This window comes from Pseudomonas sp. EZ-C24 (assembly GCF_014525325.1).
Taxonomy (GTDB): Bacteria; Pseudomonadota; Gammaproteobacteria; order Pseudomonadales; family Pseudomonadaceae; genus Aquipseudomonas; species Aquipseudomonas shirazensis.
The window spans coordinates 190,254-207,405 of sequence record NZ_JACDIU010000021.1 but is presented as its reverse complement, the minus strand read 5'-3'; the positions used below and the strand labels follow the sequence as shown (position 1 = coordinate 207,405).

Annotated in this window: 14 protein-coding genes; 12 read left to right on the top strand and 2 right to left on the bottom strand. The window is 62.2% G+C overall.

From position 1 onward, the window contains the following. Positions 1 to 6 precede the first annotated feature (6 nt). The 9 genes from murD to lpxC all read left to right on the top strand — a co-directional run bounded on the left by murD (position 7) and on the right by lpxC (position 10,461). On the top strand, positions 7 to 1,353 hold the full coding sequence (gene murD, locus IDM28_RS18315; protein WP_188036667.1) for a UDP-N-acetylmuramoyl-L-alanine--D-glutamate ligase: 1,347 nt from the start codon (positions 7 to 9) through the stop codon (positions 1,351 to 1,353). Beyond that, positions 1,350 to 2,567, top strand: coding sequence for a putative lipid II flippase FtsW (gene ftsW / locus IDM28_RS18310; RefSeq protein WP_101321991.1), 1,218 nt, complete (start codon positions 1,350 to 1,352; stop codon positions 2,565 to 2,567). The genes murD and ftsW overlap by 4 nt, the downstream gene beginning before the upstream one ends. Further along, positions 2,557 to 3,636, top strand: a complete 1,080-nt coding sequence (murG, locus tag IDM28_RS18305) for an undecaprenyldiphospho-muramoylpentapeptide beta-N-acetylglucosaminyltransferase (protein WP_150570637.1) — start codon at positions 2,557 to 2,559, stop codon at positions 3,634 to 3,636. The genes ftsW and murG overlap by 11 nt, the downstream gene beginning before the upstream one ends. Continuing rightward, entirely contained in the window at positions 3,629 to 5,083 is a 1,455-nt protein-coding gene (gene murC, locus IDM28_RS18300; RefSeq protein ID WP_101321989.1) for a UDP-N-acetylmuramate--L-alanine ligase, read from the top strand. Before murG ends, murC begins: the two co-directional genes overlap by 8 nt. Next, on the top strand, positions 5,080 to 6,036 hold the full coding sequence (locus IDM28_RS18295; protein ID WP_150570636.1) for a D-alanine--D-alanine ligase: 957 nt from the start codon (positions 5,080 to 5,082) through the stop codon (positions 6,034 to 6,036). The genes murC and IDM28_RS18295 overlap by 4 nt, the downstream gene beginning before the upstream one ends. A 5-nt stretch (positions 6,037 to 6,041) precedes the next feature. After that, entirely contained in the window at positions 6,042 to 6,911 is an 870-nt protein-coding gene (locus tag IDM28_RS18290) for a cell division protein FtsQ/DivIB (protein WP_101321987.1), read from the top strand. 14 nt (positions 6,912 to 6,925) lie between these two features. After that, a complete protein-coding gene (ftsA, locus tag IDM28_RS18285; protein WP_101321986.1) occupies positions 6,926 to 8,185 on the top strand; it encodes a cell division protein FtsA in 1,260 nt (419 codons plus the stop codon). A 55-nt stretch (positions 8,186 to 8,240) separates the two neighbouring features. Then, positions 8,241 to 9,437 carry a cell division protein FtsZ gene (gene ftsZ, locus IDM28_RS18280; RefSeq protein ID WP_101321985.1) on the top strand — a complete coding sequence of 399 codons (1,197 nt, stop codon included), beginning with the start codon at positions 8,241 to 8,243 and terminating at the stop codon, positions 9,435 to 9,437. A gap of 112 nt (positions 9,438 to 9,549) precedes the next feature. After that, positions 9,550 to 10,461 (top strand): UDP-3-O-acyl-N-acetylglucosamine deacetylase, encoded by a 912-nt coding sequence (lpxC, locus tag IDM28_RS18275; RefSeq protein ID WP_101321984.1) that lies wholly within the window; start codon positions 9,550 to 9,552, stop codon positions 10,459 to 10,461. Between the two features lie 60 nt (positions 10,462 to 10,521). Here the strand turns inward: lpxC and IDM28_RS18270 are convergent, their stop codons facing one another. Beyond that, the gene (locus tag IDM28_RS18270; RefSeq protein WP_188036615.1) at positions 10,522 to 10,983 is read right to left on the bottom strand and encodes a DUF721 domain-containing protein; all 462 of its coding nucleotides are present in this window, start codon (positions 10,981 to 10,983) and stop codon (positions 10,522 to 10,524) included. 361 nt (positions 10,984 to 11,344) lie between these two features. Here IDM28_RS18270 and secA point away from each other — a divergent pair, with 361 nt between their 5' ends. The 3 genes from secA to IDM28_RS18255 all read left to right on the top strand — a co-directional run bounded on the left by secA (position 11,345) and on the right by IDM28_RS18255 (position 16,469). Beyond that, the gene (gene secA, locus IDM28_RS18265; protein WP_101321982.1) at positions 11,345 to 14,080 is read left to right on the top strand and encodes a preprotein translocase subunit SecA; all 2,736 of its coding nucleotides are present in this window, start codon (positions 11,345 to 11,347) and stop codon (positions 14,078 to 14,080) included. A 161-nt stretch (positions 14,081 to 14,241) separates the two neighbouring features. Then, positions 14,242 to 15,459, top strand: a complete 1,218-nt coding sequence (gene argJ / locus IDM28_RS18260) for a bifunctional glutamate N-acetyltransferase/amino-acid acetyltransferase ArgJ (protein ID WP_101321981.1) — start codon at positions 14,242 to 14,244, stop codon at positions 15,457 to 15,459. A 65-nt stretch (positions 15,460 to 15,524) separates the two neighbouring features. Then, positions 15,525 to 16,469, top strand: coding sequence for a Nudix family hydrolase (locus IDM28_RS18255; RefSeq protein ID WP_101321980.1), 945 nt, complete (start codon positions 15,525 to 15,527; stop codon positions 16,467 to 16,469). A 116-nt stretch (positions 16,470 to 16,585) separates the two neighbouring features. Here IDM28_RS18255 and IDM28_RS18250 read toward each other — a convergent pair whose 3' ends face one another. Then, complete coding sequence (locus tag IDM28_RS18250) at positions 16,586 to 17,152, bottom strand: cob(I)yrinic acid a,c-diamide adenosyltransferase (RefSeq protein WP_101321979.1); 567 nt, start codon at positions 17,150 to 17,152, stop codon at positions 16,586 to 16,588.

The following is a 17,152-nucleotide window of genomic DNA, read 5'->3' as shown; positions in this document are numbered from 1 at the left end:
ATGAGCGTGTCATTGATCGCTTCCGACCAATTCCGCATCGTTGTCGGCCTCGGCAAGAGCGGCATGTCCCTGGTTCGCTTCCTGGCGAGCCGGGGCATTGCCTTTGCGGTCGCCGACACGCGCGAGCAACCGCCGGAACTGGACACCTTGCGCCGGGACTACCCGCAGGTGGAAGTACGCTGTGGTGAACTGGATGTCGACTTCCTCTGCCGCGCCAACGAGCTGTACGTCAGCCCGGGCCTGGCGCTGGCGACGCCTGCCTTGCAGGCTGCTGCCGCGCGCGGAGTAAAGTTGTCTGGTGATATCGAGCTGTTTGCCCGTAACGCCAAGGCGCCGATCATCGCGATCAGCGGCTCCAATGCGAAAAGCACGGTGACAACGCTGGTGGGCGAGATGGCGGCCAAGGCCGGCAAGCGTGTGGCGGTTGGCGGCAATCTCGGAACGCCGGCGCTGGACCTGCTCGACGACAGCATCGAGCTGTACGTGATGGAGCTGTCCAGCTTCCAGCTGGAAACCACTGACCAGCTCAACGCCGAAGTGGCCACCGTGCTCAATATCAGCGAAGACCACATGGACCGCTACAGCGGCCTGCCGGCCTATCACCTGGCCAAGCACCGGATCTTCCGCGGTGCCCACCAGGTTGTGGTCAACCGTCAGGACGCGCTGAGCCGGCCACTGCCGGTTGAAGGCCGGCCATGCTTAAGCTTTGGTTTGAATACGCCGGACTTCAAGGCTTTTGGCCTGCGCGAAGTCGATGGCGAAAAATACCTGGCCTTCGAATTCCAGAACCTGCTGCCGGTGCGCGAGCTGAAGATCCGTGGCGCGCACAACCAGAGCAATGCGCTGGCCGCACTGGCCCTAGGGCATGCCGCGGGCCTGCCGTTCGAGCCGATGCTTGCAGCGCTGCGCGAATTCGCCGGCCTGGCGCACCGCTGCCAGTGGGTGCGCGAGCACAACGCTGTCAGCTGGTACGACGACTCCAAGGCGACCAACGTCGGTGCGGCCCTGGCCGCCATCGAAGGGCTGGGCGCCGACATCGACGGCAAGCTGGTGCTGATCGCCGGCGGCGACGGCAAAGGCGCTGACTTTGCCGCCTTGCGCGAACCCGTCGCACGCTACTGCCGCGCAGTAGTGTTGCTGGGCCGTGACGCTCAGCGTCTGGGTCAGGCCTTGGCCGAGCAAGTACCGCAGATTTACGTCAACACCCTTGATGAAGCTGTGCTGCAGTGCGCTGCGCTGGCGCAGCCCGGCGATGCCGTGCTGCTCTCGCCAGCCTGTGCCAGCCTCGACATGTTCAAGAACTTCGAGCAGCGCGGGCAACTGTTCGCGCAAGCGGTGGAGGGCCTGGCATGATCTTCGGCATCCTCAAACCGTATCCGTCGCCACTGATCAGTGGCCGTGGCATCGATCTCGATTTCGCTTTCCTTGCCGGCTGCCTGGCATTGCTCGGCCTGGGCCTGGTGATGATCACCTCGGCCTCGTCGGAAGTGGCTGCGGCCCAGTCGGGCAACCCGCTCTACCACATGTACCGCCACCTGGTGTACGTGGCCATCGGCCTGGCCGCCGGCGGCGTGACCATGCTGGTGCCGATCGCCACCTGGCAGCGCATGGGTTTCATGATGCTGATCGGCGCCTTTGGCTTGCTGGTGTTGGTACTGGTGCCCGGTATTGGCCGTGAAGTGAACGGTTCGATGCGCTGGATTGGTTTCAGCTTCTTCAACGTGCAGCCGTCGGAGATCGCCAAGGTCTTCGTGGTGATCTATCTGGCTGGCTACCTGGTACGCCGTCAGCAGGAAGTGCGTGAAAGCTGGATGGGCTTCTTCAAGCCGTTCATCGTGCTGTTGCCGATGGCCGGGCTGCTGCTGATGGAGCCGGACTTCGGCGCCACTGTAGTGATGATGGGCGCGGCTGCCGCGATGCTGTTCCTAGGCGGGGTGGGGTTGTTCCGCTTCTCGCTGATGGTGGTGCTGGCGGTGGTGGCCGTGTTCGTCCTGGTGCAGGCCCAGCCGTATCGGATGGCGCGGCTGATCACCTTTACCGACCCGTGGTCCGATCAGTTCGGTTCCGGCTACCAGTTGACCCAGGCGCTGATCGCCTTTGGTCGCGGTGAGTGGTTGGGGGTTGGCCTGGGCAACAGCGTACAGAAGCAGTTCTACCTGCCCGAAGCGCATACCGACTTCGTCTTCTCGGTACTGGCCGAAGAGCTCGGCGTGGTCGGCACCCTGTGCACCGTGGCGCTGTTCGTGTTCGTCACCGTACGTGCCTTGTACATCGGCCTGTGGGCCGAGAAGGCCAAGCAGTACTTCGCTGCTTATATGGCGTTCGGCCTGGCATTCCTGTGGATTGGTCAGTTCCTGATCAACATCGGCGTGAACGTCGGCCTGCTGCCGACCAAGGGCCTGACCCTGCCGTTTCTCAGTTACGGCGGCAGCTCGCTGGTGATTTGTTGCGCCTGCGTTGGCTTGTTACTGCGCATCGAGTGGGAGAGTCGCACCCACCTGGGCAGCGAAGAGCATGAATTCAACGAAAGCGATTTTGCCGAGGAGACCAGCAATCATGGCCGCTGACGGTAAAAACGTACTGATCATGGCCGGCGGCACCGGTGGCCACGTGTTCCCGGCGCTGGCCTGCGCCCGCGAATTCCAGGCGCGCGGCTATAGCGTGCACTGGCTGGGTACCCCGCGCGGCATCGAAAACGAGCTGGTGCCACAAGCGGGTCTGCCGTTGCACCTGATTCAGGTCAGCGGCCTGCGTGGCAAGAGCAAGCTGTCGCTGCTCAAGGCGCCGTTCACCCTGATCAAGGCCGTACTGCAGGCGCGCAAGATCATCGCCCAGCTCAAGCCAGTGTGCGTGATCGGCTTTGGTGGCTATGTCACCGGCCCCGGCGGCGTCGCTGCCAAGCTGTGCGGCGTGCCACTGGTGATTCACGAGCAGAACGCCCGCGCCGGCACTGCCAACCGTCTGTTGGTACCACTGGCTGCGCGGGTCTGCGAAGCCTTCCCGGACACCTTCGCCGCCAGCGACAAGCGCCGTACCACGGGTAACCCGGTACGTCCGGAGCTGTTCCTCGAGGCCCAGCGCGCCCCACTCGGCGAGCGCCGGGCACGGCTGTTGGTGCTGGGCGGCAGCCTGGGTGCGGAACCATTGAACAAATTGCTGCCTAAGGCCCTGTCGGAAGTAGCCCCTGAGCTGCGTCCGGAAGTGTTCCACCAGGCTGGCAAGCAACATGCGCCGATCACCGCCGAGCGTTATCGCGAGGCTGGCGTCGAGGCGCAGGTCGAGCCGTTCATCAAGGACATGGCCCATGTCTACGGCTGGGCCGATCTGGTCGTGTGCCGGGCCGGTGCCCTGACCGTCAGCGAACTCGCGGCGGCAGGCCTGCCCTCGATGCTGGTGCCATTGCCGCACGCCATCGACGACCACCAGACCCACAATGCCCATTATCTGGCCCGGGAAGGCGCTGCCTTCCTGCTGCCACAAGCGACAACTGGCGCAGCGCAACTCGCTGACCGCCTGAACGAGGTGCTGATGCAACCCGAGAAACTCAACACCATGGCCGGCACCGCACGGCGCCTGGCCAAGCCTGCTGCAACCAGCACCGTAGTCGATATCTGCCTGGAGGTGGCCCATGGTTGAAGCGCAGAAAGCCATGCCGCAACCAAAGATGGGCCGTATTCGCCGTATCCACTTCGTCGGTATCGGCGGTGTGGGCATGTGCGGCATTGCCGAAGTCCTGCTCAACCTAGGCTATGAAGTGTCTGGCTCCGACCTCAAAGAGTCGCCGGTCACCCAACGCCTGCAGTCGTTCGGCGCACAGATCTTTGTCGGCCACCGTGCCGAGAACGCCGCCAATGCCGATGTGCTGGTGGTGTCCAGTGCGATCAACCCGGCCAACCCGGAAGTCGCCACTGCGCTGGAGCGTCGCATCCCGGTAGTACCGCGTGCGGAGATGCTCTCCGAGCTGATGCGCTATCGCCATGGCATTGCCGTGGCCGGCACCCATGGCAAGACCACCACCACCAGCTTGCTGGCCTCGGTGTTCGCCGCCGGTGGGCTGGATCCGACCTTCGTCATCGGTGGTCGTCTGACCGCAGCGGGCACCAATGCCCAGCTCGGCGCCAGCCGTTACCTGATTGCCGAAGCAGATGAAAGCGATGCCAGCTTCCTGCACCTGCAACCGATGGTTGCCGTGGTCACCAATATCGATGCCGACCACATGGCCACCTATGAAGGCGACTTCAACAAACTGAAGAAGACCTTTGTCGAGTTTCTGCACAACCTGCCGTTCTACGGGCTGGCAGTGATGTGCCTGGATGACCCGGTGGTGCGCGAGATCCTGCCGCTGGTGAAGCGTCCGACCGTGACCTACGGCTTCAGCGATGAGGCGGACATCCGCGCCATCAATGTGCGCCAGCAGGGCATGCAGACCCATTTCACCGTGCTGCGTCGCGACTGCGAGCCGCTCGATGTGTCGGTCAACATGCCTGGCAACCACAACGTCCTCAACGCGCTGGCGACCATTGCCATCGCCACTGACGAAGGCATCAGCGATGCCGCCATCGTTCAGGGACTGTCGGGCTTCCAGGGGGTCGGTCGACGCTTCCAGGTGTATGGCGAACTGCCGGTCGAAGGCGGCGACGTGATGCTGGTCGACGACTACGGTCACCACCCAACCGAAGTGGCTGCCGTGATCAAGGCCGTGCGCGGCGGCTGGCCGAGCCGGCGCCTGGTGATGGTCTATCAGCCGCACCGCTATAGCCGCACCCGTGACCTGTATGACGACTTCGTTCAGGTCCTGGCCGACGCCAACGTGCTGCTGTTGATGGAAGTCTACCCAGCCGGTGAGGAGCCGATCCCGGGCGCCGACAGCCGTCAGCTGTGCCACAGCATCCGCCAGCGTGGTCAGCTCGACCCGATCTACATCGAGCGCGGCGTCGAGCTGGCGCCGTTGGTCAAGCCCCTGCTGCGTGCCGGCGACATCCTGCTGTGCCAGGGCGCCGGTGACATTGGTGGCCTCGCCCCACAACTGATGAAGAGCCCGCTGTTTGCCGGTGCCGTCGCCAAACAGGAGAAGCCACAATGACCGCTACTTACGCCCAACTGCACTCGACGCTCGACGTCACCGCCTTTGGCCGCGTGGCGGTGCTGTACGGTGGCAAGAGCGCCGAGCGCGAAGTCTCGCTCAAGTCTGGTGAGGCGGTAATCGGCGCGCTGCAAAGCGCCGGTGTCGACGTCGTGGCCATCGATGTGGGTGATGATCTGCTCGAGCGTCTGCAGCGCGAGAAGATCGATCGCGCCTTCATCATCCTGCACGGCCGTGGCGGTGAAGACGGCAGCATGCAGGGCCTGCTCGAGTGCCTGGGCATTCCCTACACCGGCAGCGGCATCCTTGCCTCGGCGCTGGCCATGGACAAGTTGCGCACCAAGCAGGTGTGGCAGAGCCTGGGTATTCCAACCCCGCGTCATGCGGTATTGGCGACTGAACAGGACTGTATTGCAGCCGGTACGGAACTGGGCTTCCCATTGATCGTCAAACCGGCCCATGAAGGCTCAAGTATCGGCATGGCCAAGGTGAACAGCACGCAAGAGCTGGTCGCCGCCTGGCAAGACGCCGCCAAGTACGACTCGCAAGTCCTGGTCGAGCAATGGATCCACGGCCCGGAGTTCACCATCGCCGTATTGCGTGGCCAGGTGCTGCCGCCGATCGCCCTCGGTACGCCGCATGTGTTCTACGACTACGACGCCAAATACATCGCCAATGACACCCAGTACCGCATTCCGTGCGGGCTGGATAGTGTCAAGGAACAAGAACTGATCGATCTGACCGCGCGCGCCTGTGATGCCATCGGCATCGAAGGCTGGGGCCGGCTGGATGTAATGCAGGACGAGCAGGGCCGCTTCTGGCTGCTCGAAGTAAACACCGCGCCAGGCATGACTGATCATAGCCTGGTGCCCATGGCGGCCCGCGCGGCCGGCCTGGACTTCCAGCAGTTGGTGCTGGCGATCCTGGCTGCCAGCGTCGAGACGCGAGGTTAATCAGCATGCAAGGCGCGATGCTTCGTCAGCAGCCTCCTGCACCCGGCCGTAACAAGCCGGTGCCGCGCGGTGCCAGCCGAATGGTGGCCCAGGAGCCGATGTCTGCGCGCCTGCCCAAGGCCAACTTCAGCGTGCTCAAGCGCTTGCTGTGGCCGGTGCTGCTGGTGGCTGCGGGCTTTGCTGCCTACGAAGGCGCTGTGCGGTTGATGCCTTACGCTGACCGGCCGATCACCAAGATCGCCGTGCAGGGTGACCTCAGCTACATCAGCCAGCAGGCGGTGCAGCAACGTATCGCCCCGTTTGTAGCGGCCAGCTTCTTCAGTGTCGACCTGGGCGCGATGCGTGCCGAGCTTGAACAGATGCCGTGGATAGCCCACGCCGAAGTGCGCCGGGTCTGGCCGGACGAAGTGGTCATTCGCCTGGAAGAGCAACTGCCCGTGGCGCGCTGGGGGGATCAGGCGTTGCTCAACAACCAGGGCGAAGCGTTCACCCCGCGCGAGCTGGCCAACTACGAGCACCTGCCGCAGCTGTTCGGCCCGCAGCGCGCTCAGCAACAAGTCATGCAGCAGTATCAGGTGTTGAGCCAGATGCTGCGCCCGATGGGCTTCTCGATTGCGCGGCTGGAGCTGCGTGAACGTGGCAGCTGGTTCCTGACCACCGGTGCCGGCAGTGCCGGCCCAGGTATCGAACTGCTGCTCGGGCGCGACCATCTGGTCGAAAAGATGCGCCGTTTCATTGCCATATACGACAAGACACTCAAAGAGCAGATCACCAATATCGCCCGCATTGATCTGCGCTACGCCAACGGCCTGGCTGTTGGCTGGCGGGAACCGATTGCACCGACGACGGCCCAACCCGCCGTTGCGAAGAATTAGAGAGAGGCAGGACCATGGCAAACGCGCATAGCGGCAAAATGATCGTCGGGCTGGACATTGGCACTTCCAAGGTGGTGGCGCTGGTCGGTGAAGTCGGCGAAGACGGCACCCTGGAGATTGTCGGGATCGGCACTCATCCCTCCCGCGGCCTGAAGAAGGGCGTGGTGGTGAACATCGAGTCGACCGTGCAGTCGATCCAGCGTGCCGTCGAAGAAGCCCAGTTGATGGCGGGCTGCCGCATTCACTCGGCCTTTGTCGGTGTGGCCGGCAATCACATCCGCAGCCTCAACTCGCACGGCATCGTCGCGATTCGCGACCGCGAAGTCAGCACGGCCGACCTCGAGCGCGTGCTCGACGCTGCCCAGGCGGTGGCGATTCCGGCTGACCAGCGCGTGCTGCACACCCTGCCGCAGGACTACGTGATCGACAACCAGGAAGGCGTTCGCGAGCCGCTGGGTATGTCGGGCGTGCGTCTGGAAGCCAAGGTGCACGTGGTGACCTGCGCGGTCAACGCGGCGCAGAACATCGAGAAATGCGTACGCCGCTGCGGCCTGGAAATCGACGACATCATCCTCGAGCAACTGGCCTCGGCCTACTCGGTGCTGACCGATGACGAGAAAGAACTCGGCGTGTGCCTGGTCGACATCGGCGGTGGCACCACCGATATCGCCATCTTCACCGAAGGCGCGATCCGCCACACCGCAGTGATCCCGATTGCCGGCGACCAGGTCACCAACGACATCGCCATGGCCCTGCGTACACCGACTCAGTACGCCGAAGAAATCAAGATTCGCTACGCCTGCGCCCTGGCCAAGCTGGCCGGTGCCGGCGAAACCATCAAGGTGCCAAGCGTTGGCGACCGGCCGCCGCGCGAACTGTCGCGTCAGGCCCTGGCCGAGGTGGTCGAGCCGCGCTACGACGAGCTGTTCACCCTGATTCAGGCTGAGCTGCGTCGCAGCGGCTACGAAGACCTGGTCCCAGCCGGCATCGTCCTCACCGGCGGCACGGCGAAGATGGAAGGCGCGGTGGAACTGGCCGAAGAGATTTTCCACATGCCCGTACGCCTCGGCGTCCCGCACAGCGTGCGTGGCCTCAGCGACGTGGTACGCAACCCGATTTACTCCACCGGTGTGGGCCTGCTCACCTACGGTCTGCTCAAGCAGTCCGAGGACCTGACCCTGACCGGCAATAGCAACAGCAGCAACAGCTATGGCGAGGAACCGAAGGCTCCAGTGCTTGAGCGTCTCAAGCGTTGGGTCCAGGGCAACTTCTAAGTTTCAAAGCAGTAGTGGTAGGCGAAACAACTAGAGAACTGTAAGGAGAGGGAAAATGTTCGAGCTCGTAGACAACGTCCCGCAAAGCCCGGTCATCAAGGTGATCGGCGTCGGTGGTGGTGGTGGCAACGCCGTCAATCACATGGTCAAAAGCAGCATTGAAGGCGTCGAGTTCATCTGCGCCAACACTGATGCCCAGGCGCTGAAAAGCATTGGCGCACGGACCATTCTGCAACTGGGTACTGGTGTTACCAAGGGCCTTGGTGCCGGTGCCAATCCGGAAGTCGGTCGTCAGGCCGCGCTGGAAGACCGTGAGCGCATTGCCGAGGTGCTGCAGGGCACCAACATGGTCTTCATCACCACTGGCATGGGTGGCGGTACCGGTACCGGTGCAGCGCCGATCATCGCCGAAGTGGCCAAGGAAATGGGCATCCTCACCGTTGCGGTGGTGACCCGTCCATTCCCGTTCGAAGGCCGCAAGCGTATGCAGATCGCCGATGAAGGCATCCGCATGCTGGCTGAAAGCGTCGACTCGCTGATCACCATCCCCAACGAGAAGCTGCTGACCATTCTCGGCAAGGACGCCAGCCTGCTGTCGGCCTTTGCCAAGGCTGACGATGTGCTGGCAGGTGCCGTGCGCGGTATCTCCGACATCATCAAGCGTCCCGGCATGATCAACGTCGACTTTGCCGACGTGCGCACCGTGATGGGCGAGATGGGCATGGCGATGATGGGCACTGGCTGCGCCAGCGGTCCGAACCGTGCGCGCGAGGCCACCGAAGCGGCCATTCGCAACCCGCTGCTCGAAGACGTCAACCTGCAGGGTGCCCGCGGTATCCTGGTGAATATCACCGCAGGTCCTGACCTGTCGCTGGGCGAGTACTCCGACGTCGGTAGCATCATCGAAGCCTTCGCCTCCGACCACGCGATGGTCAAGGTCGGTACCGTGATCGACCCGGACATGCGCGACGAGCTGCACGTAACCGTTGTAGCCACTGGCCTGGGTGCACGCATCGAGAAGCCGGTCAAGGTTGTCGACAATACTTTGCAGACCGCTCAAGCGGCCTACGAAGCATCGAACCCGGCTCCAGCTCGCCAGGAGCAGCCTGCGGTCAACTACCGTGACCTGGAGCGTCCAACCGTGATGCGTAACCAGGCCCATGCAGGTGCCGCCGCAGCCGCTAAACTCAACCCGCAAGATGACTTGGATTACCTGGACATCCCAGCCTTCCTCCGTCGTCAGGCTGATTGATGGAATTTATCAGGGCTATAAAGGTGATTGGTATTCAGCAAAGGACGGGTCTGTTATCATCCTCAGCCTTTGTTGATACCAATTCGCAATTTGCGCTGAAGCGGCCAATGCCATGATTAAACAACGCACCCTGAAGAACATTATCCGTGCCACAGGTGTCGGTCTGCACTCCGGTGAGAAGGTCTACCTGACCCTCAAGCCTGCGCCTGTGGATACCGGCATCGTCTTCCGCCGCGCCGACCTCGATCCTGTGGTCGAGATTCCGGCTCGTGCGGCCAACGTTGGCGAGACAACCATGTCGACGACGTTGGTCAACGGTGACGTCAAGGTCGATACGGTCGAGCACTTGCTCTCCGCCATGGCGGGTCTGGGCATCGATAACGCCTACGTCGAGCTCTCCGCCTCGGAAGTGCCGATCATGGATGGCAGCGCCGGTCCCTTTGTATTCCTGATTCAGTCTGCCGGCCTGGAAGAGCAGGACGCAGCCAAGAAGTTCATCCGCATCCTGCGGGAAGTGTCAGTGGAGGATGGCGACAAGCGCGCAACCTTCCTGCCTTTCGAAGGGTTCAAGGTGAGCTTCGAGATCGACTTCGATCACCCGGTCCTCAAGGACCAGACCCAAAGTGCCAGCGTCGACTTCTCCAGCACCTCGTTCGTGAAAGAAGTCAGCCGTGCACGGACCTTCGGGTTCATGCGCGACATCGAGTACCTGCGCGAGCAGAATCTGGCACTGGGTGGCAGCGTCGATAACGCCATCGTTGTCGATGAGACTGGCGTGCTCAACGAAGACGGCCTTCGCTCCGAAGACGAGTTCGTCAAGCACAAGATTCTCGATGCCATCGGCGATCTGTATCTGCTCGGCAACAGCCTGATCGGCGAGTTCAAGGGCTACAAGTCCGGACACGCGCTGAACAACCAGCTGCTGCGCAAGCTGATTGCAGAAAAAGATGCCTGGGAAGTGGTCACCTTCGAAGATGCCAGTACGGCACCGATCTCCTACATGCGCCCTGTTGCGGCTGTGTAAGTTCGAACACTCTCTAGTTCATTGAGGCCACCTTCGGGTGGCCTTTTTATTGCGCCAGATTCAACGCTGATCCTTGTGCTGGGCATGGCTGGCCAGACGTTCCAGAGCTGCCTTGAGCTTGGGGTCGTCAATGCCTGCGGCCGTTTCGCGCAGGCTCTGCGCGGCATCGCCGGAGAGCTGGGTCGGGTGCCCGCCGCGTTTGGCCGGGATCACTGGTGGCTGCACCTTGAACAGGATCCGCCGCAGGTTGACGAACACTTCAAGTTCGATCAGTTGCCGTTGCAGGCGTTTTTGCTGATAGCGCAGGCGCGTGGCCCAGTGGCCATCGGTGACCACCAGCAGCAACACACCGTCGCGCCAGGAGGCCACGTGGCAGTGCTCACGGGCCGCCGGTTGCAGCTGACTTTCGAGCAAACGCTGCAGATGCACCAGGCGTTCAGCCTGATTGAGCAGCAGCCGTAGCGGTCGGACTTCACGCAGGAGCGCGGCCGGCAGCCGGGCGGGCGAGGGTTTGTAAGCCATGACGGTACGCAGGAAGTTACAGAATGGCCATCTTAGCATCTGCGTGCGCAGCGCTGATTGATTGCCGGTGGCGACAGATGATGCAGTTGCCCTGGATCAGCACGCAATGGCCGGGGGCAAGGCATGTTGTGCAGGATAATAGCGATTCTCGGCAGCTTTCATCTTCAGCAAACCTTGAACTTGTAATAATCACCCTCATCTAAGAACCGTCCCCACCCTAGCGCTGTGCCAGCATCGTGGCAATCGACCACTTTCCTCACCATCGTTTCCGGGTAGAATGCTCGTTCGCATGCGGCCCAAGGGCTGCTCGGGCGACTCATGGGGCCGCCCTCCATCCCTAAGTGTGGAAGATCCTGCCGATATGTTTGCGCCTTTGTTAAAGAAACTTTTTGGAAGCAAGAACGAGCGCGAGATCAAACGCCTGCTCAAGACGGTGACCACCGTCAATGCCTTCGAAGAGAAAATGTTGGCCCTCTCCGATGAGCAACTGCGCGGCAAGACCGCCGAGTTCAAAGAGCGTCTGGCCAAAGGCGAAACCCTCGACCAACTGCTGCCGGAAGCCTTTGCTGTAGCCCGCGAGGCCGGCAAGCGTGTGATGGGTATGCGCCACTTCGACGTCCAGCTGATCGGCGGCATGACCTTGCATGAAGGCATGATCGCAGAGATGCGTACCGGTGAAGGCAAGACCTTGGTCGGTACCTTGGCGGTGTACCTCAACGCATTGTCCGGCAAGGGCGTGCACGTGGTCACGGTCAACGACTATCTGGCCCGCCGCGACGCCAACTGGATGCGCCCGCTGTACGAATTCCTCGGTCTCTCGGTTGGCATCGTCTCGGCCTTTCAGCCGCCGGAAGACAAGCGCGCCGCCTATGCTGCCGACATCACCTACGGCACCAACAACGAATTCGGTTTCGATTACCTGCGCGACAACATGGCCTTCAGCGTCGACGAGAAGTTCCAGCGTGAGCTGAACTTCGCCGTGATCGACGAAGTCGACTCGATCCTGATCGACGAAGCGCGGACCCCGCTGATCATCTCCGGCCAGGCTGAAGACAGCTCCAAGCTGTATATCGAAATCAACCGCCTGATCCCGCAGCTGACCCAGCACATCGAAGAAGTCGAAGGCCAGGTCACCCAGGAAGGCCACTTCTCGATCGATGAGAAGAGCCGTCAGGTCGAGCTCAACGAAGCCGGCCACCAGTACATCGAAGAGATGCTCACCCAGGCCGGCTTGCTGGCTGAAGGCGAGAGCCTCTATTCGGCGCACAACCTGGGCCTGCTGACCCACGTCTATGCCGGCCTGCGCGCGCACAAGCTGTTCCACCGCAACGTCGAGTACATTGTCCAGGACGGTCAGGTGCTGCTGATCGACGAGCACACCGGTCGGACCATGCCGGGTCGTCGCCTCTCCGAGGGCCTGCACCAGGCCATCGAAGCGAAGGAAAACCTGAACATCCAGGCCGAAAGCCAGACCCTGGCTTCGACCACCTTCCAGAACTACTTCCGTCTGTACAACAAGCTGTCCGGCATGACCGGTACTGCAGACACCGAAGCGTTCGAATTCGCTCAGATCTACAACCTCAACGTGATGGTCATTCCGCCGAACAAGCCGTTGGCGCGTAAAGACTTCAACGACCTGGTGTACCTGACCGCCGAAGAGAAGTACCTGGCGATCATTGCCGACATCAAGGAAAGCATGTCCAGCGGGCGTCCAGTATTGGTCGGTACGGCGACCATCGAGACCTCCGAGCATATGTCGGCCTTGCTCAACAAGGAAGGCATCGAGCACAAGGTGCTCAACGCCAAGTACCACGAAAAAGAAGCCGAGATCATTGCCCAGGCCGGTGCGCCAGGCGCTTTGACCATCGCCACCAACATGGCCGGCCGTGGTACCGACATCCTTCTGGGCGGCAACTGGGAGTCGGAAGTCGCGGCACTCGAAAACCCGACCGCCGAGCAGATTGCGCACATCAAGGCCGACTGGCAGAAGCGTCATCAGCAAGTGATCGAGGCCGGCGGCCTGCACGTGATCGCTTCCGAGCGCCACGAGTCGCGCCGCATCGACAACCAGCTGCGCGGCCGTTCCGGTCGTCAGGGTGACCCGGGTTCGAGCCGCTTCTACCTGTCGCTGGAAGACAGCCTGATGCGCATCTTTGCCTCTGACCGGGTGAAGAACTTCATGAAGGCCCTGGGCATGCAGTCCGGTGAAGCCATCGAGCACCGCATGGTGACCAACGCCATCGAAAAAGCTCAGCGCAAGGTCGAAGGGCGCAACTTCGATATTCGTAAGCAACTGCTCGAATACGATGACGTGGCCAACGAACAGCGCAAAGTGATCTACCACATGCGCAACAGCCTGCTGGCTGCGCAGGACTTGGGCGGCACCATCGAAGAGTTCCGTAAGGAAGTCCTCGATACCACCATCAGCCAGCATATTCCGCCGCAATCGCTGCCTGAGCAGTGGGATGTGGCCGGTCTCGAAGCGGCGCTGGCCAGCGATTTCGCGATCAAGCTGCCGATCCAGCAATGGTTGGATGAAGACGACCACCTGTACGAAGAAACCCTGCGTGAGAAGCTCCTGAGCGAGATCACCAGCGCATACACCGAGAAAGAAGATCAGGCCGGCGAAGAGGCTCTGCGCACCTTCGAGAAGCAGATCCTGCTGCGCGTGCTGGACGACCTGTGGAAAGACCACCTGTCGACCATGGACCACCTGCGTCACGGTATTCACCTGCGTGGTTATGCGCAGAAGAACCCGAAGCAGGAGTACAAGCGCGAGTCGTTCACGCTGTTCCAGGAACTGCTCGATTCGATCAAGCGCGATGCCATCCGTGTGCTGTCGCACGTACAGGTTCGCCGCGAAGACCCGATCGAAGAAGAAGCCCGTCTGCGTCGCGACGCCGAAGAGCTGGCCCAGCGTATGCAGTTTGAACATGCGCCGGCACCAGGCCTGGAAAGCGAGCAGCTGAGCGAAGAGGGCGTTGAAGTCGCCGTTGCCGCCGCGCCGGTTCGCAACGACCAGAAGCTGGGTCGCAACGAGCCATGCTGGTGTGGTTCGGGCAAGAAGTTCAAGCATTGCCACGGCACCATTGAGTGATGCGAGTGATGCAAGTGATCTAAGGCCGCTGCTGGCTTGAGATTTTTGGGCTGCTTTGCAGCTCATCGCGACACAAGGCCGCTCCTACAGCCACCGTAAAGGTGTCAGTTGGGGCGGCTTTGTTTCATGGAACCTATCTGTTTTTATCTAGGAGCGCTCTAATGGCTGTTGGTCTTGGTCCTTTGCCCACCCTGCACCCGGTTCCCGGTTTTGAACTTGGCATCGCTTCGGCGGGCATCAAGCGCCCTGGGCGCAAGGACGTCGTGGTAATGCGCTGCGCCGAAGGCTCCAGCGTGGCTGGCGTGTTCACCCTCAACGCGTTCTGCGCGGCGCCGGTGATCCTCGCCAAGCAACGCGTGCAGGGCACCGTGCGTTACCTGCTGACCAATACCGGCAATGCCAACGCCGGTACCGGCGCACCAGGCCTGGCCGCCGCTGAGCGCACCTGTGCCAAGCTGGCCGAGCTGACCGGCGTTGACGCCCAGGCAGTGCTGCCGTTCTCCACCGGTGTGATCGGTGAGCCGCTGCCGGTCGAGAAGATCGAGGCCGCGCTGCAGGCTGCACTGGACAACCTTTCGGAAAATCACTGGGCTGAAGCCGCTACCGGCATCATGACCACCGACACCCTGCCCAAGGGTGCCAGCCGTCAGTTCCAGTTCGATGGCCAGACCATCACCGTCACCGGCATCAGCAAAGGCGCCGGCATGATTCGCCCGAACATGGCGACCATGCTTGGCTATATCGCTACCGACGCCAAGGTCGCTCCGGCGGTGCTCAAGGACCTGATCCTTGACGGCGCCAACAAGTCGTTCAACCGCATCACCATCGATGGCGACACCTCGACCAACGACTGCTGCATGCTGATTGCCACCGGCCAGGCCAAGGTCGCTGAAGTGACCGAAGCCAAGGGCGAGCTGTTCGACGCCTTGAAGCAGGCAGTGTTCGAAGTGTGCATGGAAGTCGCTCAGGCGATCGTGCGTGACGGCGAAGGCGCGACCAAGTTTGTTACCGTGCAGGTCAACGGTGGTGGCAATCATCAGGAATGCCTCGACGTTGGTTATGCCGTGGCGCATTCGCCGCTGATCAAGACTGCGCTGTTCGCCTCCGATCCCAACTGGGGCCGTATCCTCGCTGCCGTCGGCCGCGCTGGCGTGCCTGAGCTGGACGTCAGCCTGATCGACGTTTTCCTCGGTGACGTGTGCATCGCCAGCAAAGGCGGGCGCAGCCCAAGCTACACCGAAGAGCAAGGCTCCAAGGTGATGGCTGAAGAAGAGATCACCATCCGCATCGAACTGGGTCGCGGCCAGTGCAGCGAGACCATCTGGACCACCGACCTGTCCCACGAGTACGTCAAGATCAACGCCGAATACCGGACCTGATCATTGGCCTGCGCCCTGGTCTGGCCACTGGCCGGGGCGCCTGACGCAGCAACGGAGGGTACAAGGTGCAGCGGATTCATGTAGTAGCGGCGGTTATCCGCGGTGGCGACGGGCGGATCCTCATCGCCCGTCGCGCCGATAGCCAGCATCAGGGCGGCCTGTGGGAGTTTCCCGGGGGCAAGGTCGAGGCCGGCGAAAGCGTCGAAGCAGCGCTGGCCCGTGAGCTGCGCGAGGAGCTCGGCATCGAGGTCAGCGGATCACGGCCGCTGATCAAGATCAGCCATGACTACCCGGACAAGCAAATCCTGCTCGACGTGCGTGAGGTTGACGCATTCAGCGGCGAGCCACATGGCGCCGAAGGTCAGCCGCTGGAATGGGTCGCGCCGCGTGACCTGCACCAGTACCAGTTCCCTGCGGCAAACAAGCCCATCGTCGCCGCTGCACGCTTGCCGGATCAGTACCTGATCACCCCTGATGGCCTCGAAGTGCCGCCGATGTTGCGCGGTATCCAGAAGGCTGTGGCCAACGGCATCAAGCTGGTTCAGCTGCGCGCGCCGGACATGTACGACCCCAAGTACCGTGATGTCGCGGTAGATGCGGCTGGACTGTGTGCGGGCAAAGCTCAATTGATGCTCAAAGGTCCGTTGGAATGGTTGGGCGACTTCCCCTCGGCCGGCTGGCACCTGACTGCCGCGCAATTGCGCAAGTACGCCGCCAAGGGCCGGCCGTTCCCGGAGCACCGTTGGTTGGCAGCGTCTTGCCACAATGCCGAAGAGTTGGCCCTGGCGGCGCAGATGGGGGTCGACTTCGTCACTCTGTCGCCAGTCCAGGCGACTCAAACCCACCCCGATGCACTGCCATTGGGTTGGGAGCAGGCCGCGGCGTTGATTGACAGCGTCAGCTTCCCGGTGTTCTTGTTGGGCGGCGTCAGCGCGGCAGACCGTGAGCTTGCCTGGCAGGCAGGCGCCCAAGGTGTGGCGGGTATCCGCGCGTTCTGGCCTGAGCTTTAAACAGGGGCCGCTTTGCGGCCCTTCGCGGGCAAGCCCGCTCCCACAAGGTCCTGTGGGAGCGGGCTTGCCCGCGAAGGGCTGCGAAGCAGCCCCAAATCAGCAACTGGATTGCAGGATCAAGCCTCAGGCTTTTTCGCCGCCTGCCACAGCACTTCTGCAACGCCCTGACGGCGGCCAATGATACGCGCTGCAACAAACAGCAAATCCGACACCCGATTGATATACGCCAAGCCAACCCCTTCCAGCGGCTCCAGCGCATTCAACGCCTGGCAGCGGCGCTCGGCGGTGCGCGCCTGGCTGCGGCACACGTGGGCTTGCGCGATCAAGGCCGAGCCGCTGGGCAGGATGAAGTTTTCCAGCGGCCCAAGTTCGTCGTTCCAGAGATCGATGGCCGCTTCCAGGCGCTCGACTTCAGCCTGGTTCAGCGCCTGATAACTAGGCATCGCCAGCTCGCCACCAAGGTCGAACAAGCGGTGCTGGCAAGGCGCGAGCACCTCGCTCAACTCGCTCAGCCCGGCCTCACTCAGCCCTGCCAAGAGCACGCCTAGCTGGCTGTTGAGGGTGTCGACCTCACCAATCGCCTCGATCCGAGGGTGGTCCTTGGGCACACGGCGGCCGTCACCGAGGCCGGTTTCGCCTTTGTCGCCGGTGCGGGTGTAGATTTTCGACAGGCGAAAGCCCAT